Origin of the sequence: Desulfobotulus sp., from assembly GCF_034006065.1 — a bacterium.
GTDB lineage: Bacteria > Desulfobacterota > Desulfobacteria > Desulfobacterales > ASO4-4 > Desulfobotulus.
Window position 1 is genome coordinate 23479 of record NZ_JAVETM010000009.1, and the last position, 25658, is coordinate 49136.

A 25658-nucleotide genomic window follows, 5' to 3' on the forward strand; every position below is an offset into this window, starting at 1 on the left:
GGGCTTTCGGAAAGATCGCATGGGCTCCCGTATTCTCCGGGAGCCCATGGTTTATTTCTTGGCTCTTTTTTTCTTCAGCTCTTCCACTTCCTTGCGGATGTCTTCCATGACGGACATGGGAACCTGACGGTAGGTGGCAAATTCCATGGTGAACTGGGCCTTGCCCTGGGTGCCGGAACGCAGCACCGTGGAGTAACCAAACATTTCCGCAAGCGGTACCTGGGCTTCAATGATGGACATGGGGCCTTCATCGGAGGAGCCCACGATCATGCCCCTGCGCTGGTTGATGGTACCCATGACGCTGCCCTGGAACTCGCTGGGGGTTTCCACCACCACCTTCATGATGGGTTCCAGCACCGTGGGCTTGGCCTTGGCGTAACCTTCAAGGAAGGCGCCGCGGGCTGCGGCCTGGAAGGCCATTTCCGAAGAGTCCACCGCGTGGGAGGCACCGTCGTTGATGACAACACGGACGCCGGTGATGGGAAACTCCAGGGAGGGGCCTTTGACCATGCAGGCCCTGAAGCCCTTTTCACAGGCGGGGATGAAGTTGGTGGGGATGGCACCGCCGGTGACGTTATTGACAAATTCGAAATCACCCTCTTCCAGGGGCTCCATGTAACCGGCCACACGACCGTACTGACCGGAGCCGCCGGTCTGTTTTCTATGGGTGTAGTTGAATTCTGCATGCTGGAGAATGGTTTCGCGGTAGGCCACCCGGGGTTTGCCCGTTTCCACTTCGGCCTTGTACTCCCGCTTCATGCGCTCCACATAAACTTCAAGGTGAAGCTCGCCCATCCCTTCAATGATGGTTTCCCCGGTTTCTTCATCCACAAAGGTGTTGAAGGTGGGGTCTTCCTTGGTGAAGCGATTGAGGGCTTTGGACATGTTGATCTGGGCCTTGTTATCCTTGGGAATGATGGAGAGGGAGATAACGGGCTTGGGTACAAACATGGAAGTCATGGACACGTTGATGGAGGGGTCTGCAAAGGTATCCCCTGAGGCGCAGTCCACACCGAAAATCGCACCGATCATGCCTGCGGGTACCTTATCAATTTCTTCCATCTGGTCGGCATGCATGCGTACAAGGCGGCCGATCTTGATCTTTTTGCCCGTACGGATGTTGATCACGGTGGAGCCTTTTTCCAGCATTCCCTGATAGACGCGGATATAGGTGAGCTGACCGTAGGCACCGTCTTCCAGTTTGAAGGCCAGAGCCACGGTGGGCTTTTGAATATCGGAGTCAAGAACAATGGGGGCTTCGGCATTGTCGAGATCCAGAGCTTCGTTGCGGACATCCGGAGGCGCAGGCAGGTAGGTGGTAACCGCATCAAGAAGAAGCTGCACACCTTTATTTTTATAGGCAGAACCCATGAACACCGGGGTCATCTGACGCAGAAGGGCACCGTTACGGATGGCCTCTACCAGCATTTTGTTGGTGATTTCCCCTTCTTCCAGGATGGCTTCGGTGAGCTCATCGGAGAAGAGGGAAGCTGCGTCAATGAGTTCTTCCCGTTTTTTCTTCGCCAGATCCACAAGCTTTGCGGGGATTTCTTCTTCCCGGATATCTTCGCCGTTGGGGCCGTCAAAGTAGAAGGCCTTCATGGCGATGAGATCCACAACGCCTTCATGGTCATTCTCAAGACCTACGGGGATCTGCATGGCCCAGGCATTGTGTCCGAGTTTTTCCCGAAGCTGGGAAATGACGCGGTCAGGGCTTGCGCCGGTGCGGTCGCACTTGTTGACAAAGGCGATGCAGGGCACGTTGTAGCGTTTCATCTGCTGATCCACGGTGATGGACTGGGACTGCACCCCGCCTACGGAGCAGAGTACAAGAATCGCGCCATCCAGAACCCGGAGGGAACGCTCCACCTCAATGGTGAAATCCACATGTCCAGGTGTGTCGATGAGGTTGATGTCATGACCCTTCCACTCGCAGAAGGTGGCTGCGGAGGCGATGGTGATGCCGCGTTCCCGTTCCAGCTCCATGGAGTCCATGGTGGCACCCACGCCGTCTTTTCCTTTAACGTCATGGATGGCGTGGATTCTTTTGGTGAAGAAGAGAATGCGTTCGGAGAGGGTCGTTTTTCCGGAGTCGATGTGGGCGCTGATGCCGATGTTCCGGACTTTCTGGATGTCGTATTTCATTTTCCCGAATCCTTGAGAAACAAAAAAGGGTTACGTGACCGACGGATGCCCCACCTGGGGTCACCGTGGTCGGAGCTTGCGCACAGCATAGAGCCGCTTTGTTTGGATTCCATCAAGATGAGCAGGAATAAAACAAAAAACCTTTTGGGTGCGGCGGCGACAGGAACCGCCCGCACCGGTCTTTGGCTGGCCGGGTTTGTGGGGGGGTTCGGAACCATAAAAAAATCATCATTTTTCCGTGAAAAGACTTCAAGGAAAAAGATGACCTTGAAACAAAATCAGCGTATTTTAATGATAATGCATTGATGTGTCAAATATTTTTTTGGTCGCACCCCGAGGGGCCGGGCTGGAAGTCAAAAGGCTTTTCACCGAAGTTTGACTTGTCCCCTCCTTTCTTCTAAAATCCGCAGGTTTTTTTGATGCAGTTGTTTTACGATCTGAAAAAATCCTTTCGGGGTGCGGGGTTTTACGGCATGGCTTTTTTTATGAAAAAAGAGGGGATCTGGCAGGGGATGCGGGCCATCTGGCCCATCTGTGTGGGATATTTCCCCTTAGGCCTTGCCTTTGGCGTACTGGCGGAAAAGGCGGGGCTTTCGGGCCTGCACATTTTTTTTATGTCTTTTCTCGTCTTTGCCGGTTCCGGGCAGTTCATTGCCGTGTCCATGCTGGATGCGGGGGCTTCGGCCCTTGCCGTGATTCTGACCACTTTCATGGTGAACCTCCGGCATCTGCTCATGTCCTCTTCCCTTGCGGTCTGGTACCGGGGAGAATCCCGCAGCCGTTTAAGTCTTCTGGCCTGCTTCATTGTGGATGAAACCTTTGCGGTGAACACAAGCCGTCTCAAGGCAGGAGCCTGGTCTTTGACATCGGCCATATCCGCAAGTTTTTTCGCCTATGCCGCCTGGGTGGGCAGCACCGTGCTGGGGGGGATTTTCGGGCGTTTCATTGCCCCTTCGGCCTTTGGCATCGACTATGCCCTCATTGCCATGTTCATCTGTCTTCTGGTGTTTCAGCTGAACGGCCTTCTCTATGTGCTCACCGGCCTTGCGGCTGCCCTTGCGGGAACCCTTGCCGCCCTTTTTATTCCAGGCAATGCCTTTATTGTGGTGGGTGCTGTGACGGGGGCCACGGTGGGGCTTTTTCTGAAGCGTCTGGCCCTGGCTTCGGGCAGGAAGGTGAGGGAATCATGAGTTCGGACTACCTTTTTCTGGTACTGGGCATGGGGCTTGTCAGTTTTCTGCCCCGCTGGGTACCCCTTTTTTTTCTGAGCCGCCGGAAGCTGCCCGCCCTTCTTGAGGAGTGGCTGGATCTGATTCCTGTGGCCATCCTTTCCGCTCTGCTGGTGCCCTATCTCATCACCTCCGGCACGCCACGGGTTCTGGATTTCATGCGGCCGGAGCTTCTGGTGGCATTCCCCACCCTCATGGTGGCCCTCTGGACCCGGTCTCTGGGAATCACCCTTGTGGCGGGCATGGGGATGTTCTGGCTTTTGGGAAAGACGGGCTGGTTTTGATATACAAAAGGAGAGAAGCCATGCAGACAGGAGACAGGGCCTGGTGTGAAAAGGTGGCGGAAGGGGCTTTGGTTCTGGGTTTCGACCTGAAGGATCAGGTTCTTTCCGCTCTGGCCCTTCATGCCACAAGCCTTTTGCGCTGGAATCAGAAGGTGAACCTCACGGCCATCACCGATCCCATGGAGGTCGCGGAAAAGCATGTGCTGGATTCCCTTGCCATCCTGCCCCATCTGCCCGCCTCGGGTTCGGTTCTGGACATGGGCTCCGGAGGTGGTTTTCCCGGTATGGTCATTGCCGTGATGCGTCCGGATCTGGAGGTTCTCATGGTGGACAGTGTGGAAAAGAAAATGGTCTTTGTCCGGGATGTGATCCGAACCCTTGGTCTGAAAAACGCCCGCGCCCTGCACCTGCGGGTGGAGACCCTTCCCGGCAGTGACATCGCTGGCAAGGGTTTTTCCTGTATCGTCTCCAGGGCCTTTACCGCACTGGATCGTTTTGTGGGGTTAAGTCTTCCCCTGCTGGCCCCGTCGGGGAGCATCCTTGCCATGAAAGGCCCGGAAGGGAGCGAAGAAACGGATCTTACCCTTGATCTCTTTTCAGATCTTGATATCAAGGAGCATGGCTATGCCCTGCCCTTTGGCGGAGGGGAGCGTCGGATTGTGGAGATCACTCCTTTGGGCCGGAAAGCAGGAACATGATTTAAGCGGATGATTTTTTTAGCCTTTCCTTGACATGCCGGAAGAAAATACCTTAGATAACCAGCTTTTACCATCAACACGGCAGCAACTGGAGGATTTTCCCGATGGACTATAAAAAAACCCTGAACCTTCCGGTAACGGATTTTCCCATGAAAGCAGGCCTCACCCAGCGTGAGCCTGTGCAGCTGGCGGACTGGGAAAGCCGGAACCTTTATGCCAAAATCCGTTCCGCCAGCGCCGGACGGCCCAAGTTCATCCTGCACGACGGTCCTCCCTATGCCAACGGCAATATTCATATTGGTACGGCTTTAAATAAGATTTTAAAGGATATCATTGTGCGTTCCCGGCAGATGGCGGGCTTTGACGCCCCCTATGTGCCGGGCTGGGACTGCCATGGCCTTCCCATTGAGCACAATGTGGATAAAAAACTCGGCAAGAAAAAGGAAAGCCTCAGCACCGTGGAAATCCGCAAGGAGTGCCGGGATTACGCCAGGGGGTTTCTGGACGTGCAGCGGGAAGAGTTCAAACGGTTGGGCGGCATGGGCGAGTGGGACAATCCCTATCAGACCATGGCCTTTGCCTATGAGGCGGCCATTGCAAAGGCCTGCGGTCTTTTTGCCTTGAACGGTGGCCTGTACCGGGGCAAAAAACCCATCCACTGGTGCTGCAGCTGCCAGACGGCTCTGGCGGAAGCGGAAATCGAGCACAAGGATGAACGTTCTCCTTCCATTTTTGTGGCCTTTCCCCTGAAGGCGGATCTTGGCCTTGAAAAGCCTGCGGATGTTCTCATCTGGACCACAACGCCCTGGACCATTCCCGCCAACCTCGGTATCTGTCTGCATCCGGATTTCACCTATGCGGCTGTGGATATGGGTAGCCGTATCCGCATTGTGGCCAAGGAGCTGGTTTCTGACCTCATGAAGACCTTTGGTCAGGAAAATTACGCCCTTGTCCGGGAATGGACGGGAAGTGAACTGGAGAATCTTCTTTGCCAGCATCCCTTTTATGACCGGCCTTCTCCCATCATGATGGGCGGGCATGTGACCCTGGAAGCGGGAACGGGCTGTGTACACACCGCCCCCGGCCATGGGGCGGATGACTACATCGTGGGGGGCCGCTACGGCCTTGAACCCTATTCGCCCGTAGAAGATAACGGCTGCTATACCGCAGAGGTGGGGGAAGAGCTGGCAGGGCTTTTTGTGTTCAAGGCCAATGAGAAGGTCATGGAAAAGCTCGCTGAGGCCGGTCATCTTGTGCATCGCATGGACATGAGCCACAGCTACCCCCACTGCTGGCGCTGCAAGAAGCCCGTGATTTTCCGGGCAACGCCCCAGTGGTTCATTTCCATGGAAAATAATGATTTAAGAAAAAATGCCCTGGAAGAAATCGACCGGGTGCAGTGGATTCCCAAATGGGGCCGGGAGCGGATTTTCGGCATGATCGCCAACCGTCCGGACTGGTGTGTCTCCCGTCAGCGTTCCTGGGGCGTTCCCATTCCCATGTTCTACTGTGCGGACTGCGGCAGCCTGTTCATGAACCGGGAAACCGTGGACCGGGTATATGAGACCTTCCTGGAGAAGGGGGCCGATGTCTGGTTTGAGCAGGAGGCCAGCCATTTTCTGGCAGGGGATGCAAAGTGCGCGGACTGCGGAGCCACCCATTTTGTGAAGGAAAGCGATATCCTCGATGTGTGGTTTGACTCCGGTGTCAGCCACATGGCCGTTCTGGAGGAAAGAAAGGAGGTGCTTTCCTGGCCTGCGGATCTCTATCTGGAGGGCAGCGATCAGCACAGGGGATGGTTTCACAGCTCGCTTCTCACTTCCGTGGGGCTTAAAGGCAAAGCGCCCTACAAATCCGTTCTGACCCATGGCTTTGTGGTGGACGGTGAAGGCCGCAAGATGTCCAAGTCTGTGGGCAACGTCATTGCGCCGGATAAGGTCATCCAGCAGCATGGGGCGGAGATTTTAAGACTCTGGGTGGCGGCTTCGGATTATAAGGATGATGTGCGCATTTCAGACAATATTCTGAAACAGCTTTCCGAAGCCTATCGCCGTATCCGCAATACCTGCCGTTTTCTCATCAGCAATCTCTATGATTTTGATCCTGTCAAAGATGCTGTGGCGGATGCCGCCCTCACGGAGCTGGACCGCTATGCCCTGCATCGTCTGGATAATCTGGTGGAGCGGGTGGAAAAGGCCTATGAAACCTATGCCTTCCATACCATCTACCATGGTCTGCACAACTTCTGCACCCTGGATCTCTCGGCCTTCTACCTGGATATTCTGAAAGACCGCCTTTACACGGAAGCGGCTTCCGGATCATTGCGCCGCAGTGCCCAGACGGCCATGTTCCGCATTGTGGATGCCCTGGTGCGCATGATGGCTCCCATCCTGCCTTTTACGGCGGAAGAGGTGTGGACCCATATGCCCCTGTGGCAGGACAAGGAGGAAAGTGTCCACCTTGCCCTCATGCCGAGGCCGCTGGGGCTTTCCGATGCAAGCCTGGTTTCCCGCTGGGACGGGCTCTCCCGCATCCGCTCCGAAGTGCTGAAGGTGCTGGAGGCGGCCCGCAGGGAAAAGACCATCGGTCATCCCCTGGATGCGGAGGTCTTTCTTGCAGCAAGAGGTGAGGCAGCGGCTCTGCTTGCAAGCTTTGATGTCCATGTTCTGCAGGATGTCTTCATCGTCAGTGCCGTCACCCTGAAGGAAAAAGAAGAAGGGTTGAGTGCTACGGAAATGGAAGGGCTTTTTGTGGGGGTAGGACGGGCTTTGGGCGAAAAATGTGTACGCTGCTGGGTGCGGGATGACAGTGTGGGAAGCTTTACCCATCACCCGGAAATCTGTTCCCGCTGTAAAAAGGCCCTGGAAGCCATGAACCTCGGGTAGACGGTTTTTATACTCCGCACGGTCATTTCTGAAACCAAGAGATGAACATCGTGGTAGTTTATTGCTTTCTGCCCTCACCCCCGGCCCCTCTCCCACAGGAGAGGGGAGAAAAAAGATATCCTCAAGGCTCCCTCTCCCACTGGGAGAGGGTTGGGGTGAGGGTTTCATTAAAAAAATCAGAACAACAGTCCAATTTTCAGATGTTTCACAGATGGACATCTGGAGTATAGGATGCACGGTCAGGGGAAGAAGATGCTTTCCTGACCCTTATGATGGTAAAAAGGGAGCCGGGTCTGCCCGGCTTCTTTGTCTTTCTCTGAAACCCTGAACCACAGGAAAGCCATGACCCGCCAAAGACTTCTTTTTCTTCTCTGGATAGCCAGTTGTGTGGTGATGCTGGATCAGGTGACCAAGCACTTTGTGCATACGGGCATGGTCTATGGCAGCGCCATTCCTATCATTCCCGGTTTTTTTGATCTGACCCATGTCCATAACCCCGGCGGAGCTTTTGGCTTTCTTGCGGGTCAGAATGCCCTGATCCGTAAAATTGTTTTTCTTTTTGTCTCCGGGCTTGCCACACTCATGATCCTGTTTTTCTATCACAGGACGCCCCAGGCCTTTTTATGGTTACGTACGGGCCTGGCCCTGATTTTCGGCGGTGCTGTGGGGAATATGGTGGATCGGATTCGATTTGGGTATGTGATTGATTTTTTTGATGTATATTGGAAAGGCTGGCATTGGCCGGCTTTTAATGTGGCAGATTCTGCCATCTGTATTGGCATGACGATTTTTGTTTTTCACGTGCTGTTTAAAAAGCTACCCGAAGGTTTTTAGCCTGTACGGGGTTTTCCCTGAAAAGGGCCTGCCGGGGTGGTATCCGCCCGCGTGCCTGAAAAAACAGTTTTTTTCATTGTCTTTCTCTGAAAGAGTTTTTTTCCATGGTGGAAATTCGTTATTCGGAGCTTACCGCAGCCTTGGAGCATCAGAAAAAGGAAGGCTTTTTTCCCGTGTATCTTGTGCATGGGGAGTCCTTTCTCTGCGATGGCGTCCTGCAGCGCCTTGTGGGAGCGCTTGGATCCGGTGATGGGCTGGAAACCCTGGACGGGGCCCTGGTTCGATTGCGAGAGGCTCTGGAAGAGATCAACACTTTTTCCCTTCTGAGTACGGGCAAGGTTGTGGCCTTGCTGGGTGCGCGGCTCTTTGATACGGACAATGAGGCCCAGGGCCTTGCGGAAAAAGCCAAAAAAGCCATGGAAAAGGGAAAAATTCCCCAGGCCATCCCCCCCTTTGTGCGTTATCTCGCCCTTAAGGGGGTGAGCCTTGAATCTCTGGTTCCCGGAGGTCGAAAAAAGAAAAAAGGAGAAGAGGATGAAGGCTGGATGCAGTCTTTGGCAGAGGCCTGCCTGGAAAGGGGAGTGAAGGTACCCGCCTCCATGGATGAGGGAGATCTTCTGCTCCGGTCCATGGAAAAGGGATTTCCCGCAGGACATTACCTCCTCATCACCGTGGATCAGGTGGACCGGCGTCGGGTTTTGTATAAAAAACTTGCCGCATCCGCCTGCGTGGTAGACTGCAGCGTACCTTCGGGGAACCGTCGCCAGGATCGGGAGGCCCGGGAAGAGATGATGCGGGCCTGTGTGGTGGGTGTGCTGGGAAAAGCCGGAAAAACCATTGATCCCAGGGCCGCGAGTCGCCTGCTGGAGCTGACGGGTTTTGACCTGCGCATGCTTTCTGCCAATCTTGAAAAGCTTGTGGATTTTGCAGGGAAACGCAAAGCCATTGTTCTTGAGGATGTGGAAGGGCTGCTGAAACGCACGCGACAGGACCCCATTTTTGTCTTCACTGGTGCGGTGGCGGATCGAAATGCAGCGGAAGCCCTCTCATCGCTCAGCGCATTGCTGGAGGAGGGTATGCATCCGTTGCAATTGCTCTCTGCCCTGATCAACCAGTTCCGGAAACTCATGATGGCGCTGGCCTTTCTCCAGTCTGCGGAAGGGGGGGCCTGGACGCGCCGCATGGCCTACGAGGCCTTTGTGAGCCGTGTACTGCCTTTGCTTCTGGAATATGAAGAAAATCTGAATCGGATGCGGGAGAGCTGGCAGCCCGAAGAGGTGAGAAAAATCAAAGCAACGGATCTTAGCATTGCAGGTAACGGAAAAAGTCCCTATCCCGTGTACCAAACCCTTTTGCGCGCAGAACGCTTCGGTTTTCCGGCTCTCTTGTCCGCCATGGGCCTGCTTGCGGAAGCGGATTTTGCCATGAAGTCCGGCATGGACCCTGCGGGAGTTCTGGAGTCCCTTGTTCTTCGCATGACTCTTAAGCCCGAAGAGACGGGTAACTGATCATCCTTTCGGCGGTGTGGGAAAGATCCACCCGCACGGATTTTATGCCATGGAGTGTTTATGCCGAAAACCAAAATTGTCTGCACCATAGGACCTGCCTGTGCTGACGTGCGGGTGCTTGAAAAGATGATCCTTGCGGGGATGCGTGTGGCCCGTCTTAATTTTTCCCACGGAAGCCATGACGACCACGCCCTTATGGTGGGTCGCATCCGGGAGGTTGCGGAAAACCTGGGTACGCCTGTGGCGATTCTGCAGGATCTCTGCGGCCCCAAGATTCGTGTGGGGAAACTGCCGGATACGGGGGTGCGGCTGGAGCCCGGAGCGGAGGTGGTGCTTTCCACGGACCGGAATGCGGATCCGGCCCTTGCCATTTCCGTGACCTACGAAGGCCTGGCCCGGGATGTATCTGTGGGGGATACCCTGCTGCTGGCCGATGGCATGATGGAGCTTCTTGTGCTGAAAAAGGGGGAAACGAACATTGACTGCCGGGTGGTGACAGGTGGGGTTCTGACCTCGGGCAAGGGGATTAACCTGCCGTCTGCGAGCCTCAACATCCCGGCTCTGACGGAAAAGGACAGGGAGGATCTTGTTTTTGGCCTGGGGTGCGGTGTGGACTTTGTGGGCCTTTCCTTTGTGCGCAGCGGGGAGGACATCCGGGAGGTGAAACGTCTTGTGGCGGCCCATGGTCAGGATACGCCGGTCATTGCCAAGATTGAAAAACATGAGGCCCTGGGCAACATGGCGGAAATTCTTGCTGAGGCCGATGGTCTGATGGTGGCCAGGGGAGATCTTGGGGTGGAGATTCCCCTGGAGAATGTGCCGGATATTCAGAAGGATCTGGTACGTATGGCCAATGAGGCGGGAAAGCCTGTGATCATTGCCACCCAGATGATGAAGTCCATGGTGGAAAGCCCAAGGCCCACCCGGGCGGAAGCCAATGACGTGGCCAATGCGGTTCTGGACGGTGCGGATGCCATCATGCTTTCCGAAGAAACGGCTATGGGTGCTTACCCCGTGGAGGCGGTGCAGTACATGGCCAAGATTGCCGGCCGTGCGGAAACCCGCTTTCCCCATGATCGTTACCGGAAAAAGCCCGAAGGCTGCGGTGTGCCCGAGTCCGTGGCCAGAGCTTCTGCGGTTCTTGCGGATGAACTGGATGCCGCAGCCCTTGTGGCTCCGACCCGCAGTGGTTTTACCGCAGCCCAGATTGCCCGCTTTCGGCCCCGTTGCCCCATCCTGGCCTTAAGTCCGGATGCCAGGGTGATCCGCAGGCTTTGTCTGCACTGGGGTTGTATTCCGAGGCTTTTTCCTGAGGTGAAAGACACGGATACCATGATCGAGAAGGCGGGAAATGCGGCCCTGGAGGCAGGGGTGGCCACAGAAGGCAGTCGTGTGGTGCTGACCGCAGGTCATCCGATCTGGCGACGGGGAACCACCAATATGGTGAAAGTCCGTATCCTGTAGCCAAAGGGCTGGGATTTCAGGGCGATTCCCCTTTGCCGAGCTTGCGGTTGAGTTCGGCAAAAAGGGCCTTTTGTTTTTCCTTTTGTTTTTTCTGGAAATTTTCAATCTCAAGATTCCGGTTTTGTCTGCGGGACTGAAAGGCTTCGATTTCCGTCGTCATCTCAGGGCCTTCATTTTTTTTGGGAAGGGCTTCAATGGCCTGCATGTCACGGATAAAAAGCCGTTCCGCACCGGCCTGTTCCACCCTTTCAAGAATCCCTGCTTTTTCCAGTTTGCGCACAAGAAAAAGCCCTTCTTCCGCGGATATATGGAGAAGGGCGCATACCTCAGAAACGTCCGGCGGGTTTCCTTTTTTCTGATAAGCGGTAATGCGTACGGCGGCAGCCAGGAGATGGGCGATTTCATAGGGGCTTTTTTCGTGCATGGCTTTGTTCTCCATAGGACCATGGCTGTGAAAGGGGAGGCAGGCTTCCAAAGAGCTGCCTTGACACAAAACCCGAGGAAGAGTATCAGTTCATGGGATTTTGTCAATGAGAATGCCTTGGTGTATGTTGTCGAAAATCTTTGATTTCAACAGGTTATTGCCTTGTGAAAATGAATGCCCTCCTCCATGGCAATGCATTCCGCCAAGCATCATCCTGTTGAATGCGTAGGGATATTTATTCAAATTGAACCCAGGTGAAGGAGATTCCATACCATGACGGAAATTGTTGATGTGCGTGCCCGCGAAGTGCTGGATTCCAGGGGGAACCCCACGGTTGAAGTGGATATCATGCTGGCCGGTGGCGCTACGGGCCGTGCGGCCGTACCTTCAGGTGCTTCCACGGGTATGCGTGAGGCCCTGGAATTGCGGGATGGGGACGCGGCTCTCTACCTGGGTAAGGGAGTACGTACTGCGGTGCGGAATGTGGTGGAACTGCTGGCTCCGGAGATTCTGGGCTATGATGTGACCGATCAGGTGGGGCTGGACCGCGCCATGCTGGAGTGCGATGGCACGGAAAACAAATCCCGTATGGGAGCCAATGCCATTTTAGCCCTTTCCATGGCCGCTGCCCGGGCGGGAGCCGATGCTTACGGTCTGCCCCTTTTCCGTTACCTGGGAGGCATTGCGGCCAATACCCTCCCCACCCCCATGATGAACATCATCAATGGAGGGGCCCATGCCAGTAACAGTCTGGACATTCAGGAATTCATGGTGATTCCCCTGGGAGCGCCCACCATGGCCGATGCGGTGCGCATGGGAGCGGAAATCTTCCATCACCTGAAAACCCAGTTGAAAAAACGCGGGCTCAATACGGCTGTGGGCGATGAGGGAGGTTTTGCACCGGATCTTGCCAGCAATGAAGAGGCTCTTTCCCTGATCATGGAAGCCATTGCTGCGGCGGGCTATACAGCGGGCAAGGATGTGGCCCTGGCCCTGGACGTGGCGGCCAGCGAGTTTTACAAGGATGGAGCGTACCACCTGGAAGGAGAGGGGCGTGTTCTTTCCTCCATTGAAATGATCGATTACTACGAGGGGCTTCTGGATCGCTATCCCATCGTTTCCATTGAAGACGGTCTTGCGGAAGAAGACTGGGAGAACTGGGCTCTCATGACCAAGCGCCTTGGCAAAAGGGTGCAGCTTGTGGGGGATGACGTGTTCGTGACCAATCCCGCCATCCTGAAAAAGGGCATTGAAGAGGGCATTGCCAATGCCATCCTCATCAAGCTTAACCAGATCGGAACGGTGAGCGAAACCCTGGAAGCCATTGCCATGGCCAAAAAAGCAGGGTACGCTACGGTCATTTCCCATCGATCCGGAGAAACGGAAGATACCTTTATCGCGGATCTGGCAGTGGGTCTCAATGCAGGTCAGATTAAAACCGGATCCCTTTCCCGCAGTGACCGTGTGGCCAAGTATAACCAGCTGATCCGTATTGAAGAGGCGTTGGGGGAAGCAGCGGTTTATGCGGGCAATGTTTTTCCCGGTAAGGCATGATGAAAAAAGGAATCCCGGGAAAGCACCTCAGGGCTTTTGCGGTGCAGGAGGCTTGCATGAAGGTTTTGGGCAAAGGGCTGGGGTTGGCCCTTATCCTGTTGCTCATCCCCTTATCTGCAACGGCCTTTGTTCCTGATGGGACGCATCTGGTGGACCTGATGGTCCGAGCCATGGGACCTGCCAAGAAAGTGCGCCTGGACGTCCAGCTGGAAATTCAGGGAGCTGATCCGGCAAAGCCCCATCTGGTGCAAGAGAGTCTTTTGTTCAAGGTGCCTGAGGCTTTCCGGAGCGAGACCAGAGATGGTCGCCGTGTGCGCCTGGGTACGGAAAAGGGCGATTTTCTGCTGGTGCTGGATGGAAAAATTATCCGAGAAACACCAGGGCTTGAAGATCTTTTCTATGTGGTGCTGCTGATTCGAAATCAAGACGCCCTGATTTCTTTTTTTGAAAACCTCGGCATGGACATGGAAAAGACCGGGCTGACCCGTTACGGAGGACGGATCTGCTACCGGTTGGGTGCAGAGGAAGGTACGCGGCTTCTGATTGATAAGGAAAGTCTTCGTCCTCTGGCCCTTACCCTTGCCCAGTTGGGGGAAGGCGGGGGCATGCGGGAGGTCACCTTCCGATACTGGGACTGGCAAGTGAGTTCCGGTGCGGCCTGGCCCCTTCGCATTGAGATCCTTGGGGGAGAAAAACGACTGCTGCAGGCCATGCTTGTGCAGGAAGTGAAGCCGGAGGTCTTTTCTGATGGGCTTTTTTCTGCGGCGAATCTGCGGATGCAGTATTCTTCTTCGAAGCCTCCCTCTCCGAAGGCGGAATCAGATCCCCTCCTGGAAATTGAAGAAGGTCTTGAGCGTTTGCGCAGGCGTTATGATTAAGGGGCTGGCGAAGACCGTTTTGCGGCTTTTTATACCTCATTTTTTAAGCTGGGAATATTATGGGTAACAATAGCACAAAGTATATTTTTGTAACCGGCGGTGTGGTTTCTTCCCTGGGAAAAGGGCTGGCGTCGGCTTCCATCGGCGCTTTGCTGGAAAGCCGTGGCCTGCGTGTCACCATCCAGAAACTGGATCCCTACATCAACGTAGACCCTGGAACCATGAGTCCCTTTCAGCATGGCGAGGTCTTTGTAACGGACGATGGGGCGGAAACCGACCTGGATCTTGGGCACTATGAACGCTTTATTTCCGTGCGTATGACCCGATTCAATAACTTCACCACGGGAAAAATTTACAATGCCGTGATTCAGAAGGAAAGGCGGGGTGAATATCTGGGGGGCACCGTGCAGGTGATTCCCCATATCACAGACGAGATCAAGGAAAGCATCCGCCGTATTGGGCGGGATGTGGATGTTGCCATCATTGAGATTGGTGGGACCATCGGGGATATCGAAAGCCTGCCCTTTCTCGAAGCCATCCGTCAGATGCGGGCGGATGAAGGCAAGAACAATGTGCTTTATATCCACCTGACCCTGGTGCCCTATATCGCCACGGCAGGGGAGCTCAAAACCAAGCCCACCCAGCACAGTGTCAAGGACCTCCGGGCCATCGGGATCCAGCCCGATATTCTTTTGTGTCGGACGGATCGCCTTTTGAGTGAAGAGCTGAAACGTAAAATCGGTCTTTACTGCAATGTGGGCGGAGACTGCGTGATCACGGCCAAGGATGTGGACTGCATCTATGAGGTGCCCATTGTCTATCATCAGCAGCGTCTGGATGATAAGATCTGTGAGCTTCTGGGTATCTGGACGCGAGCCCCCCGTCTGGAGGCCTGGGAGCGCATTGTCAAGGGTTTCCGTCATCCGGAAAGCGATGTCCGCATCAAGATTGTGGGAAAATATGTGAACCTGGCGGATTCTTACAAAAGTCTCAATGAATCCCTCGCCCATGCGGGCATTGCCAACAGTGCAAAGGTGATTTTCGATTTTGTGGATTCCGAAGAACTGACGTCGGAAAATGTTGCGGATCGTCTGTGCGATGGCGATGGCATTCTGGTGCCCGGCGGTTTTGGTAAACGCGGAGTGGAGGGAAAAATTCTGGCGGCCCGTTATGCCCGGGAACAGAAGATTCCTTACTTTGGTATCTGCCTTGGGATGCAGGTGGCGGTGATTGAATATGCCCGGAATGTGGCGGGTCTGGAAAAGGCCCACAGCACGGAGTTCGTTCCCAATACCCAGGATCCTGTGGTGCATCTGATCAAAGAATGGCTGAATCCCCGGACAGGTGAGCTGGAGCAGCGTGATATCACATCGGAAAAAGGGGGGACCATGCGTCTGGGCGCTTACCCTTGTGTGCTTCAGGAAGGAAGCATGGCTTTCCGAGCCTATGGTGAAAGGGATATTTCCGAGCGTCACAGGCATCGTTTCGAGTTTAACAATCAGTATCTGAAGGTTCTGGAAGAGGCAGGGCTGATTTTTTCAGGCATGTCTCCGGACGGAGGGCTTGTGGAAATGGTGGAGGTGGGAGAACATCCTTGGTTTGTGGGATGTCAGTTCCACCCGGAGTTCAAATCCCGTCCCATGGCAGCGCATCCCCTGTTCCGGGATTTCATTGGTGCGGCCCTGGCTAACAAACGCTCCGTATAAAGCCGAACAAAAGGCTGCTTTTGAATGGGCCCGTGGCAAGAGGCCTGCCCCCTTTCCAACAGGTATTACCGTTTTCTGGTCAGGTTCACGGGCTGGAAACGTCTGGCATTTTAAAAAATCCGCAAGCCAACCATGATATGGGGTTTGGCTTGCGGATTTTTTATCCGCCGGGCATGTGGCAGGATCTTTAAGGAAGTGGGATTGGGATACTCGGGCAATGATTTTATGAAAATAAAAAAGCGATCGTCCCACATGAAAACAAGGGGACGATCGCCAGAATTTTCTAGGATTTTGAATTAACCCAGGGGAACAACCTTGTCAGCAGCCGGACCTTTCTGGCCGTTAACAATATCGAACTGAACCCGCTGACCTTCCTGAAGCGTTTTGAATCCGCTGGTCTGGATTGCAGAGAAGTGTACAAACACATCCTGACCAGAATCGGTAGCGATAAAACCAAAGCCTTTTGTCTCATTGAACCATTTTACAGTGCCTTCTGCCAATTTCTTCTCCTTAACGTCTGTGTGGATCTAAAGTGGTGCTCAGAATTGGCAGGGATTGGATTCGCACACAATCCTTGGATCGTTTGCTGCCCATTTTTTTTCCGCCAACAGCATTGCACCTGTTGAATGTGAAAATCCTAAAGAATTGTGGATTCCCTGTCAATGATTATTTTTTAAAACCTGGAGAGATTCATGGGCTGTATTTTCATGGCCGGGGAAAAAGGTCCCTTGGGTGAACGGGGCCCGCGCTGCCTCAGGCTTTTCAGAACCTTAGGGGAGATCCGGAATGAGGATGTCTTCCCTGGGATGGCTTAAAAAAAGTCCAAACTGGCTTGATAGGAGAGGGGGGGGAGGAAAGTCAGGTTTCTGATTTCAGGCTGGCTATGGTAATGCCAAGGGTCCGCTGTTCTGAGGGGGAGATGGTGATGGCATCGTTGAGTCCGTTTTTGATCTGATCAATGGCTTCGGGCAGATCGATGCTTGTGGAGTGATCGGAAAAGCGGAAATCAAAGGGAAGGGTCAGGAGAAAGGTCTGTTCCTGGTTGTCGGGAAAAACAATATGGATATCCGCTTCTCCTTGCAGGATATCCGTTCCTTCCTGGAGGATTCTGGCCTGAATCAGTGTGCAGCTGAGATGAGCGGGAATATCCGCGTCCGCAGCAATGAGTCCGCGCAGACGCAGCAATATCTGGGAAAAAAGATCAGAAAGGAAAACCTCTTCCATGGCATTGCGGTCAATGCCGCATTCGGAGTGGAGAAGATCGCCGATCCGGATATGTCTGTGCTGCAGGTGTAAGGCCTTTTGCCTGGAAAGGGCCTGATCCACCTGACGCGGTGTGGCCAGCCCTTTTTCAATGAGCAATTCACCAAAACGCGCCGTGAGGGGAATGTGTGTCATGCCGATGCACAGAACCATAGAAACGCTCCTGCCCGACCCCAGGTCTCAGTCGGTGTTTCCGTGGAAGGATTGGTGCAGCATGTCAGCGGATGATGAAGAAAAGACCGCTCTGCTGACATGAAGGACATTTATGCTGGACTGGGAATGCGTTCTTCGGGATTGCCCTTTCGTCTGCGAATGACATGGCCTGCAGCCGCCGAGGGGCGAGTGGGGAGGGAGTCCCGAAGCCCTGGAGCCGGTGATGTGCTTTTGAGGTTTTCTTTGATCATACGGGATAACTGCGCTTCGATGCGTGCTTTTTTGGCTTTGTCCATGATGTGATGTATGTATCCGATGTTTGTAAGAGGCTGATAATATTTATTTTGCGATGAAAAAAAGAGTCTGCGCCACAGGAATACCCGTTGCAGAATACAAAAAAAGAGGTCTTTTGCGGGAAACCCTTTCAAAAGCCTCTGCTCTTTGGGGCTCTGGTACGGCTGACGTAACAGAATAAAATTATATCCAAACTCAAATGAATTCAATAAAAATCGTAAAATAAATTTTTAAATTTTTCATTTCAGATGCGGCCGGATCTTTTTTCTGTAAAAATCATCTTTTTTTACAGTTTGTTATCGTGTTGTGTGTTAAGGTAGGTGTCCTTTCGAAAAAATGATAAAAAATAAAAAATCATTTTTGTCTGTGGATAAAAGAATCGGATGAGGGGAACCCTTATTATGAAAACATTGTCGTTTCAAAGGATGCGCGGCTGGGCTTTTTTGGTCTGTGGCCTTCTGGTGCTGGGGTGGGTAGGTCTGGTCCTGGGGATCCCCTGGGGACTTCGGTATGTGCTGGAAGAAAAAGTGGCAGCTCAGATTGGCCAATCTGTTTCCGTGGGAAAAATTCGTTTTTCACCGTTGCGTTTTTCCCTTGATATCCAGGATCTCTATCTGGGTGACCCCGAAAAACCGGGAATGCATCTGGGACGGCTGGCTGTCAATGTGGGAATCTGGCGCAGCCTTTTTTCCTGGCAGTTAGTGATTTCAGGGCTTGATATTGAAAGGCCCTTTGTCCATGTCCGCATGGATGGGGCGGGTGAGTTGGAGGTGGGGGGAATTGGGATCCGGGCGGGTGAAGGAGAAGAGAACGAGGGGGAGGGCGCAGAAGCGAGTGAAGGTGAGAAAGAAGAGGGGCTTTTTCCCTTTCTCATTCAGAGGCTTGACCTCACCGAGGGCCGGATTTTTTTTCAGGATGCGGGGCGTAGTTTTACTGAAGAGCTGACGGATATGCGTTTGCGTGGTCTTCTTCTGGACACAAAGCCTGGCAGGAGGGGAAGGCTGTGGGGAGGATGGCGGGTACAGAGCGGGGGCACTTTTTCCCTGGATCTGGGACTTGGATTGAATCCTCTTTTCATCCGAGGACATGCTGGGGTGGGAGGGTTGGGTCTGCCGGTTTTTACGCCTTATATTCCGGATCTTTTTCACGGAAAGCTGGCTTCCGGACTTTTTTCCATGGGAATGGACATCCTTTTTGAAGATTATATTTTTTCCGTCCCCCACCTGAAAGGGCATGTTTCGGATCTGCGCATCCGCCATACGGATGATCAACCTTTTTTGGATATGAAGACTCTGCGGTTTTCCGGTGGTCCCCTTGCGCCCCTTGCCCAGGTCTATCAGATGGAAACAATTCGTTGCGAGGAGCCGCGGGTTTATCTGGAGCGTACGGTGGAAGGTATCCGATTGCCCCTTGTCCTGGATGCAGGAACACCGGAGGTGGGGGATGGGGGGGGCGTAGCCGAGGCAGCTCCTTCCCTTGTCCTTGAGGAAGGCGGAAGGTCAGAAATTTTCTGGGCATTGAACCGCTTGATTCTTGAAAATGGACAAATCAGCTGGACAGATCCTTTCACCCGGGATGGACAGAATCAGGCTTTTTCCGGGAATGTGAAGGATTTTCGCCTCGAAGCCCAGGGGTTTTCTGCCGAGGCGGGGAAAAGGGGACGCATTCTCGGCGCTTTTGCCATGCAAAGCGGAGGGCGCTTTGCATGGGATTTGGCCTTGGGATTGGATCCTCTTTTTGTCCAGGGACGCACCCAGGTTCAGGAGCTTTTTCTTCCGGTTTTTTCTCCTTATTTTCCGGAGTCATTTGAGGGCCACCTGGATTCAGGATTTTTTTCACTCACAGGTGAGATTCTCATGGAAGGAGACTCCTTTTCCATTCCCAAGCTTGAGGCGGGTCTTTCGGAGCTGACCCTTCTCCAGGCAGAGGGGCAGCCTTTTTTTCGTATGGATCATCTTTTGTTTTCAGGCGGTCCGTTGGAACCTGAAAAAAGAATCTTTCATGTGGAAAAAATTCATCTTAAAAACCCTGCGCTTCATGTGGAGCGGTTTTCCCATGGGATACGTCTGCCCTTTGCGATGGAGAAAGAGACACTGGAACCCGGAGGCGCAGGCGCTGGGCCAGAGACCTCAGCAAAGGATAGCGAGGAGGACTTACCGGTTTTGGGTTTGGATTTAAGGCATTTTGCCCTTTCCGGCGGTAAGATTCATTATACGGATCATGTCTTGAAAACGCCTGCATCTCTTGTTTTGGAGGATCTGGATTTTGATCTTCAGGATGTGGTTCTGCCCGGTGAGGGCGTTATGCCCTGGCATGTCTCCATGGCTGTGAATCAGGAAGGAAGGCTACGCGGGGCAGGAACTGTGACACTGAACCCTGTTTCTTTATCCGCAGATGTCTTTCTTGAAAAATTGGGGCTGAAGGCTTTTTCTCCTTATCTGGAAACCTATGCAGGGGTAGTCGCGTCCAGGGGCCAGGCGCGGTTTTCCGGTAAACTGGATTGGGATGAGAACCAGGGATTCCGTATGACGGCGGCCGCAGGGCTGGGAGATCTTGTTGTTTCACGAAAAAAGGAGAGGGAACCCTTCTTACGGGTTGATCATCTAGAGGTTCTCGGTGTGAGGTTTGGGGAAAATCCGCCTATGCTCTGCATGGAAGATGGGCTGCTTCGGGGGGCAAAAATACGGGTGGACAGGGATGCGGAAGGCATGCGGCCTTTCTGGGTGGCAGAAGGTTCTGAAAAAACGGAGCCGGAAAAGGAAGGGGCCGGACCAAAAGAAAGGGCGGAAGACCCAAAAGACGCGTTTATTTTTTGTCTGCAGAATTTTCGTATGGCGGATAATGTCTTTCATTTTTACGACAGAGCCGTTTCTCCGGTTTTTCATACGGAAATTTCTGATATCCGAGGTGCTTTACAGGGGCTGGATACGGGCAATCCGGAGCGGGTTTTCATCCTTGATATGAAAGCCCTTAAAGATGGACAAAGTCCTGTTTCCCTGAATCTGAGGGGTAAAATGGCGGATGTTTTCGGAGCCACCACCCTGGCTTTGAATCTGGATGATTTTGAACTGCCAAGTCTTTCTCCCTACAGTCGAACCCATGTGGCCCGTCCCCTGGAACGGGGAAAAATGCGAATGCGCCTGGACTGGCGGGTGGAGGACAGTCGTCTGGATATGACCAATCACCTTCGCATCGAGGGATTGCGTCTGGGCGCAAGGGTTCCGGATTCGGACGCTCCCAATCTTCCCCTGGGATTGGCCCAGGCCCTCCTGGAAGACAGGCATGGGGTGATCCAGATCGATCTACCTGTGGCAGGGCGGGTGGATGATCCGCAATTCCGCATAGGTCCTACATTGTGGCGGGCTTTCACCGGGCTTGTGGTGCGCATGGCGGCGTCGCCCTTCACAGCCCTTTCCGGTATTGGGAGCGGGGCTGCGCGTTCGGAAGTGCTTTTTGAGCCCGGATCTGTGCAATTGGATGCACAAAACCGTGAAACGCTCAGGGTCCTGGGGCAAAGCCTCCGAGACAGGCCTCGCCTGCAGCTGGAGATAGGGCCTGTAACAGGTCCCGAAGACACGGAAGCTTTGGCCGCAGAACAGCTGGAAGCAGAAATTACCGCTCATATGGTCAAAGGCATGCACAGAGAAAAGATCATCGAGCTTCTCTACCAGGAGAAAACGGGAGAAAAGCCGGAAAGCCTGGATTCTGCCATGGAAATCCTCCGGGCCATGGAGCCTGTGGATGCGGGCGTACGCATGCGCCTTGGCCGGGAGCGGGCCCAGTTGGTTCGTAAGGTGCTTTCCGAAGAGGAGGGCGTTGAAGGCGCAAGGCTCTTTATACGGGAGGCAGGGATCCATGGGAGCCCTTCCGTACAATTTTCTCTGGGTATAAGATAACGATGCCTTGACAAATCCCTACGGGATACACATAGTAGACCCATAGGAAACAGGCCATGAAAAAATGCTGGATCTGCCAGCTTGGTTTGTCTTCTTTGAGAATCGGGGAACGGAAAGGGTACCGTCTGAGATGTTTTCAGCGATTGGCGGCGAAGCGCCGCACCTTCCTTATATAAACTGGCCCACCGCCCTCCAATGAAGGGCTTCTTCTTTCAGCTTACCTACCTGTGGGTGACCATTTCCGTTCCCAATGTTTTTTCCGTGATCCCCGAGGATCACGTTAGAAACCCCCGAATCCTGGAATTTTCAAGGGTTCGGGGGTTTTTTTATGGTTACCAGGCCTTGGAATCGGGCACCTGGTTTTGCATTTTTAATAGGCTGGAATGGGGCGTTTATCGTTATCTCCGTGCTTCGGGCGCAAAAACAAAGCCTCCCCCCTTTTCATCCCAGTCCGCTTCACACCAATATCCCAGCTCCGCAGCCTTCTGAAAGACAAGGGGAGGGTTGAATATGGGACGGCCATCGGGACCGGGGCTGAGCAGTTCTTCAAGCTGGGCGAGTTCCTCGTCGTAGACGAAGACAACGATATCTTCCGGTGCTTTCTGGCTGAAACGGGCGTGGAGCAGTTCTTGTAAGGTATCGTAAAGCATGTGGGTCTCCTGCATCTCCCATAAGGGAGGAAAAGGGGTTTGGGCCGGGGCCTGCCAGAAAATAAGGCACAAAGCGTGTCATGCAGGCCTGGGGCCGTTGTGGTTTTTGAGCCAAAACGATGCTTTTGGAGTCGACCGTATGGTCTTTCAATTCAAAGGGCGAATATAGCCACGCCTCTTTGCCCTGTAAAGGGAGACAGAAGGCGGGAGTGCGGTTTCCATCAGGATTTTATCCCCATGCATCCGAAACTGGAGGGGGCTTTCATCTCAATCCAGCAGTCTGCGCACCGCGCCCGCCAGCTGGCTTCTTGTGAAGGGCTTCATCAGGTAGCTGCGTATGCCCATGCTCTCAAGGATGGGGGGAGAAACAGCTTCGGAAAAACCAGAACAGAGCAGAATGGGAAGGTCGGGTCGTATGGCCAGGAGGTGCTGGGCAAGGGTGGCTCCTGTCATGCGGGGCATGACCTGGTCAAGGATGGCAAGGTCAAAATCCTGGGGGCGCTCCATGAAAAGGGTCAGGGCTTTGTCCGCCTTTGAGGCGGTGGTCACGGCATACCCCAGTTCGGAGAGAATTTCCGCCGCAAGGTTGAGGAGTTCCGTCTCGTCATCCACAATGAGGATGCGTTCAGTTCCCCGGATACAGGCATGAATGATCTGTTCCGGAGCGGCACCGGTGCTTGCCGATGTCATGGGCAGGTAGATGCGGAAGGCGCTGCCCTTTCCCGGCGTACTATCCACCTGGATGACGCCGCCATGGCGTCCCACAATCCCATGGCTGATGGAAAGTCCCATGCCCGTTCCTTTTCCCTGGGGTTTGGTGGTGAAAAATGGATCAAAGATGCGGCTGAGGTATTCGCCAGGAATGCCGGTGCCCGAATCCCGGACCTGGAGTTCCACATAGGATCCCATGCGAAAAGATGGATCCGAAGAGGCAAAGGCGGCATCCACGTGGACGGGTCTGAGGCGTATATGGATGGTGCCCTGATTGTCCATGGCATAAGCGGCATTGGTGCAGAGATTCATGACAACCTGATGGATCTGGGTGGGATTGCCGAGGATGGGCAGGGGGCTGGGGCCATGGTCAAACTGGATTTCAAGGCTGGGCGGAAGACTTGCGCGCAGAAGTTTTAAGGCGTCTTCGGTGATTTCCACCATGCACAGGGGGCGCATGTCCTGGTTGTTGCTGTCCCCTCTGGAAAAAGAAAGGATCTGACGGACCAGGTCCGAAGCCCGGGTGCAGGCGGCGATGGCTTTTTCCATAAAAGCGCTTGCCTCGCACCCTTTTTGCAGCCTGGAGAGGGCAAGTTCCGTATATCCCAGAATTCCTGAAAGAATGTTGTTGAAATCATGTGCAATGCCACCTGCTAGGGTTCCGATGGCTTCCATTTTCTGGGATTGCAGAAGGCGATTTTCAAGCTCCTTCATCTGGGTGATGTCCCGCAAAATGAAAATGGCCTGGGGTTTCAGGTTGCGTCCCTGATAGGGGTAGCCTGCCACGTCAATGTGTCTGAGACCCCACTTGGGAAAGGACCAGGCAAAGCGGAAGCGAACCGTTTCTCCGGCCAGGCAGCGTTCCAGGGGATTTTGGAGTTTGCGTTTGAAAAGCTCAGGGTCTGTGACCAGAGCGATGTTTTTTCCCGCAAGTTTTTCCGGTTGGGTGTCAAAGGCGTCGGCGCAGGCGCGGTTGACCATAACAAAGCAGAGATCCTTGTCAATGAGGGCAACGGGATCCTGGGAAGCCGCCACAACTCCCTGGTATTCGAGAAGTTTTTCTTCGGTTCTCTGGCGTTCTGCAATTTCTTCCCGAAGACGGCCCAGGGAAGTCATCAGAGCTGCGTGGTTTTCTTTGAGATCGGAAAAAAGGGCTGCATTGCGCAGGGGGGCCAAAGCCTGACGAAGCATGGCAGCCCCCAGGCGCAGCTCGGCGTCCTGGAAGGCGTCTCCTCGGGCTTTTTTTCCGAAAAAAGCAAAACCTGTGAGTTGATCGCCATCAATCATGGGAAAGAGCACTTCCATATTCATGCGGCAAAGGAGGCTGATGAGGGCCTGGGGAGCGGAGGTATGCTTCTGGATATGGGCTGGCCAGGGGAAGGGAAGTTCCCTTGTGGAAAAAAAGAGGGTGCGGGGCGGGGCGTTGTCGGGAATGCCATTTTCCGCCATGCGAATGAAGACGTTCTCTTGACTGGGGTCTTTGAGGTAAAGGAGTCCGGGATTGGCGGTGAGGTAACCTGCCAAAGAGAGCAGTATTTTTTTGCCGATGGACGGGGCTTCGAGGTCTGCGATGAGCGAGGCTGTGGTTTCTTCCAGAAGGGCCAGTTCAAAAACCTTGCGTTCCAGTGCTGCTTTGCGTTTTTCAAGGTCCTTTTGTGTATGAAGATGGTTCAGAGCCAAACCGGCTAAGGCCGCAACTCTTTGAATGAATACTTTTTTATCTGAAATCTCTTGTCCCGTGGTGTCTGTGCAGGCCAGCAGGGCCAGCAGGGTTTTGCCGAATCCGATGGGAATGAGGTGGGTGGCGGGCCAGAGTTCAGGGGGAGCAGGGACCAAAGCGCCGACTAAGAGGGATTCCAGTAAAGGGGGCTCGGGGTGAAATTCGGAAAAGGGCGCTGTGGATTGTCCGGGGTCTGGCCCCGGAAAGTGGAAAACATGGGGGAAATCGGGTTGGGGAAAGCCCAGGCGTATCGCCATTCCCGTATGTTTTTGAAAAAAAAAGCGGAGCAGATTCTGGAAGTCCTCAAGGGAGTCCGTCTGCCCGAGATTTTTGACAAAGGTAACCACCGCATCGTCTGGCGGAGACATTGCCGCAGGGGGGGGCGTCATGGACCATCCTCATTTTTTAGCGCAAAACTGGCAAGCCCTTTTTCCATGGAATCAAAGTGGAAAAAAAAGTCGTCCATGTCCAGCAGGGTGAAAATACGTCTTACCTGGGGTTGCATGCCGCAGAAGCGGAGATCGCCCTGTTTCTTACGGATGTTCCCGATGGCACCGATGAAACAGCCCATGCCTGCACTGCTGATGTAATCAATGTTTTCCACACAGAGCAGGATCATGGGCAGAGATGCTTGGCTGAGTTCCTGCAGAAGGTTTTCCAGAGTGGGGCTGGTGTCGGCATTGAGGACGCCCTGGAGATGGATCACTTCCACGTCTTTGATTTTTTGTCTCCGGATTTCGAGCATGGTGACCCTCACAGAAATAAAACACAGCATGACTTGCCTTTGGCGCTGGGGCAAGGATGGGGCTCAGCCTTGCCTGGTAATATACCGGCGCATGGTCAGTCGGTTTGGTTTTCCAGGTTCGTTTTCATAGTGTACCTCATCCATGATTTTTCGGATGAGATGAAATCCCAGCCCCCCGGCCTTGGGGTGCAGACGCAGGGCTGCCATGTCCATGGGCTGAATCTGGGACGGATGAAAGGCGCGCCCCTGTTCTCCCTCATCGGTGAGGACAATGGTGACCGCCTGGGAGGAAATGTGGATTTCTGCTTCGATCAGTGGGTCTCTGTGCGTGTTTCCGTAAGCATGGCGAATGACGTTGGTACAGGCTTCATCCAGAGCAAGGGCGATGTCGTCCGCCGTTTCCCGGGCCAGGCCAGGGATCACAGCCGTGGTATTTTGGGTGAATCTTCGGATCAGTTCAAGCTGCCGGGTTTCTGCGGGAAAAAGAATTTTGATCCGCAACTCCCTTTCCATGCGTATGCGGCGGAGCTCCTCATGACTGATGCCTAAGGCCTGACCCTGGGCTTCCAGAAGAAGAAGAGGATCGTCTGAAAAAAAGGATGGGGCATGCATGCCGG

At 53.9% G+C, this 25658-nt stretch carries 20 protein-coding genes; 12 read left to right on the forward strand and 8 right to left on the reverse strand.

Annotation, left to right across the window (positions count from 1 at the left end; translation table 11 throughout):
- Positions 1-51: 51 nt before the first annotated feature.
- The gene (gene fusA / locus RBR60_RS05430; protein ID WP_320354866.1) at positions 52-2145 is read right to left on the reverse strand and encodes an elongation factor G; all 2094 of its coding nucleotides are present in this window, start codon (positions 2143-2145) and stop codon (positions 52-54) included.
- Between fusA and RBR60_RS05435 the strand changes: the two genes are divergently transcribed.
- The 8 genes from RBR60_RS05435 (at position 2098) to pyk (ending at position 11047) form a co-directional block, all read left to right on the forward strand.
- Entirely contained in the window at positions 2098-2451 is a 354-nt protein-coding gene (locus tag RBR60_RS05435) for a hypothetical protein (RefSeq protein ID WP_320354867.1), read from the forward strand. The two genes, fusA and RBR60_RS05435, sit on opposite strands and share 48 nt — an antisense overlap.
- A gap of 113 nt (positions 2452-2564) precedes the next feature.
- Entirely contained in the window at positions 2565-3335 is a 771-nt protein-coding gene (locus RBR60_RS05440) for an AzlC family ABC transporter permease (RefSeq protein WP_320354868.1), read from the forward strand.
- Positions 3332-3658, forward strand: coding sequence for an AzlD domain-containing protein (locus tag RBR60_RS05445; protein WP_320354869.1), 327 nt, complete (start codon positions 3332-3334; stop codon positions 3656-3658). The genes RBR60_RS05440 and RBR60_RS05445 overlap by 4 nt, the downstream gene beginning before the upstream one ends.
- Positions 3659-3678: 20 nt before the next feature.
- Positions 3679-4356: a 16S rRNA (guanine(527)-N(7))-methyltransferase RsmG gene (gene rsmG, locus RBR60_RS05450; RefSeq protein WP_320354870.1), complete on the forward strand. Its 678-nt coding sequence runs from the start codon at positions 3679-3681 to the stop codon at positions 4354-4356.
- 104 nt (positions 4357-4460) lie between these two features.
- Positions 4461-7241 (forward strand): isoleucine--tRNA ligase, encoded by a 2781-nt coding sequence (gene ileS / locus RBR60_RS05455; RefSeq protein WP_320354871.1) that lies wholly within the window; start codon positions 4461-4463, stop codon positions 7239-7241.
- Positions 7242-7583: 342 nt separating this feature from the next.
- On the forward strand, positions 7584-8075 hold the full coding sequence (gene lspA, locus RBR60_RS05460) for a signal peptidase II (RefSeq protein ID WP_320354872.1): 492 nt from the start codon (positions 7584-7586) through the stop codon (positions 8073-8075).
- 104 nt (positions 8076-8179) lie between these two features.
- Positions 8180-9583 (forward strand): DNA polymerase III subunit delta, encoded by a 1404-nt coding sequence (gene holA / locus RBR60_RS05465; protein WP_320354873.1) that lies wholly within the window; start codon positions 8180-8182, stop codon positions 9581-9583.
- Between the two features lie 60 nt (positions 9584-9643).
- Positions 9644-11047 (forward strand): pyruvate kinase, encoded by a 1404-nt coding sequence (pyk, locus tag RBR60_RS05470; RefSeq protein WP_320354874.1) that lies wholly within the window; start codon positions 9644-9646, stop codon positions 11045-11047.
- Between the two features lie 16 nt (positions 11048-11063).
- On the opposite strand, the gene RBR60_RS05475 is transcribed toward pyk, so the two are convergent.
- Complete coding sequence (locus RBR60_RS05475; protein ID WP_320354875.1) at positions 11064-11471, reverse strand: hypothetical protein; 408 nt, start codon at positions 11469-11471, stop codon at positions 11064-11066.
- Positions 11472-11744: 273 nt separating this feature from the next.
- Here RBR60_RS05475 and eno point away from each other — a divergent pair, with 273 nt between their 5' ends.
- From eno to RBR60_RS05490, 3 genes are read left to right on the forward strand one after another with little or no spacing between them, the layout of a single operon-like run.
- Positions 11745-13025, forward strand: a complete 1281-nt coding sequence (eno, locus tag RBR60_RS05480; RefSeq protein ID WP_320354876.1) for a phosphopyruvate hydratase — start codon at positions 11745-11747, stop codon at positions 13023-13025.
- Between the two features lie 56 nt (positions 13026-13081).
- On the forward strand, positions 13082-13903 hold the full coding sequence (locus RBR60_RS05485) for a hypothetical protein (protein ID WP_320354877.1): 822 nt from the start codon (positions 13082-13084) through the stop codon (positions 13901-13903).
- 59 nt (positions 13904-13962) lie between these two features.
- Complete coding sequence (locus RBR60_RS05490; protein WP_320354878.1) at positions 13963-15609, forward strand: CTP synthase; 1647 nt, start codon at positions 13963-13965, stop codon at positions 15607-15609.
- A 296-nt stretch (positions 15610-15905) separates the two neighbouring features.
- On the opposite strand, the gene RBR60_RS05495 is transcribed toward RBR60_RS05490, so the two are convergent.
- Together RBR60_RS05495 and RBR60_RS05500 are read right to left on the reverse strand one after the other, a co-directional pair.
- On the reverse strand, positions 15906-16109 hold the full coding sequence (locus tag RBR60_RS05495; protein WP_144685304.1) for a cold-shock protein: 204 nt from the start codon (positions 16107-16109) through the stop codon (positions 15906-15908).
- 358 nt (positions 16110-16467) lie between these two features.
- Positions 16468-17025 carry a hypothetical protein gene (locus RBR60_RS05500; protein WP_320354879.1) on the reverse strand — a complete coding sequence of 186 codons (558 nt, stop codon included), beginning with the start codon at positions 17023-17025 and terminating at the stop codon, positions 16468-16470.
- A gap of 695 nt (positions 17026-17720) precedes the next feature.
- Between RBR60_RS05500 and RBR60_RS05505 the strand changes: the two genes are divergently transcribed.
- A complete protein-coding gene (locus RBR60_RS05505; RefSeq protein WP_320354880.1) occupies positions 17721-21215 on the forward strand; it encodes a DUF748 domain-containing protein in 3495 nt (1164 codons plus the stop codon).
- Positions 21216-21613: 398 nt separating this feature from the next.
- Here the strand turns inward: RBR60_RS05505 and RBR60_RS05510 are convergent, their stop codons facing one another.
- The 4 genes from RBR60_RS05510 to RBR60_RS05525 form a co-directional block, all read right to left on the reverse strand.
- Positions 21614-21865 (reverse strand): hypothetical protein, encoded by a 252-nt coding sequence (locus tag RBR60_RS05510; RefSeq protein WP_320354881.1) that lies wholly within the window; start codon positions 21863-21865, stop codon positions 21614-21616.
- Positions 21866-22132: 267 nt separating this feature from the next.
- Complete coding sequence (locus tag RBR60_RS05515; RefSeq protein WP_320354882.1) at positions 22133-24685, reverse strand: ATP-binding protein; 2553 nt, start codon at positions 24683-24685, stop codon at positions 22133-22135.
- A complete protein-coding gene (locus tag RBR60_RS05520; protein ID WP_320354883.1) occupies positions 24682-25071 on the reverse strand; it encodes an STAS domain-containing protein in 390 nt (129 codons plus the stop codon). Before RBR60_RS05520 ends, RBR60_RS05515 begins: the two co-directional genes overlap by 4 nt.
- A 33-nt stretch (positions 25072-25104) precedes the next feature.
- Positions 25105-25653, reverse strand: a complete 549-nt coding sequence (locus tag RBR60_RS05525) for an ATP-binding protein (protein WP_320354884.1) — start codon at positions 25651-25653, stop codon at positions 25105-25107.
- Positions 25654-25658: the final 5 nt, after the last annotated feature.

Bases quoted from the DNA above. Each gene is read 5' to 3' on its own strand.
- fusA (WP_320354866.1), bottom strand. From the start codon at position 2,145: ATGAAATACGACATCCAGAAAGTCCGGAACATCGGCATCAGCGCCCAC.
- RBR60_RS05440 (WP_320354868.1), top strand. From the start codon at position 2,565: ATGCAGTTGTTTTACGATCTGAAAAAATCCTTTCGGGGTGCGGGGTTT.
- RBR60_RS05445 (WP_320354869.1), top strand. From the start codon at position 3,332: ATGAGTTCGGACTACCTTTTTCTGGTACTGGGCATGGGGCTTGTCAGT.
- rsmG (WP_320354870.1), top strand. From the start codon at position 3,679: ATGCAGACAGGAGACAGGGCCTGGTGTGAAAAGGTGGCGGAAGGGGCT.
- ileS (WP_320354871.1), top strand. From the start codon at position 4,461: ATGGACTATAAAAAAACCCTGAACCTTCCGGTAACGGATTTTCCCATG.
- lspA (WP_320354872.1), top strand. From the start codon at position 7,584: ATGACCCGCCAAAGACTTCTTTTTCTTCTCTGGATAGCCAGTTGTGTG.
- holA (WP_320354873.1), top strand. From the start codon at position 8,180: ATGGTGGAAATTCGTTATTCGGAGCTTACCGCAGCCTTGGAGCATCAG.
- pyk (WP_320354874.1), top strand. From the start codon at position 9,644: ATGCCGAAAACCAAAATTGTCTGCACCATAGGACCTGCCTGTGCTGAC.
- RBR60_RS05475 (WP_320354875.1), bottom strand. From the start codon at position 11,471: ATGCACGAAAAAAGCCCCTATGAAATCGCCCATCTCCTGGCTGCCGCC.
- eno (WP_320354876.1), top strand. From the start codon at position 11,745: ATGACGGAAATTGTTGATGTGCGTGCCCGCGAAGTGCTGGATTCCAGG.
- RBR60_RS05485 (WP_320354877.1), top strand. From the start codon at position 13,082: ATGAAGGTTTTGGGCAAAGGGCTGGGGTTGGCCCTTATCCTGTTGCTC.
- RBR60_RS05490 (WP_320354878.1), top strand. From the start codon at position 13,963: ATGGGTAACAATAGCACAAAGTATATTTTTGTAACCGGCGGTGTGGTT.
- RBR60_RS05500 (WP_320354879.1), bottom strand. From the start codon at position 17,025: ATGGTTCTGTGCATCGGCATGACACACATTCCCCTCACGGCGCGTTTT.
- RBR60_RS05505 (WP_320354880.1), top strand. From the start codon at position 17,721: ATGAAAACATTGTCGTTTCAAAGGATGCGCGGCTGGGCTTTTTTGGTC.
- RBR60_RS05510 (WP_320354881.1), bottom strand. From the start codon at position 21,865: ATGCTTTACGATACCTTACAAGAACTGCTCCACGCCCGTTTCAGCCAG.
- RBR60_RS05515 (WP_320354882.1), bottom strand. From the start codon at position 24,685: ATGACGCCCCCCCCTGCGGCAATGTCTCCGCCAGACGATGCGGTGGTT.
- RBR60_RS05520 (WP_320354883.1), bottom strand. From the start codon at position 25,071: ATGCTGTGTTTTATTTCTGTGAGGGTCACCATGCTCGAAATCCGGAGA.
- RBR60_RS05525 (WP_320354884.1), bottom strand. From the start codon at position 25,653: ATGCATGCCCCATCCTTTTTTTCAGACGATCCTCTTCTTCTTCTGGAA.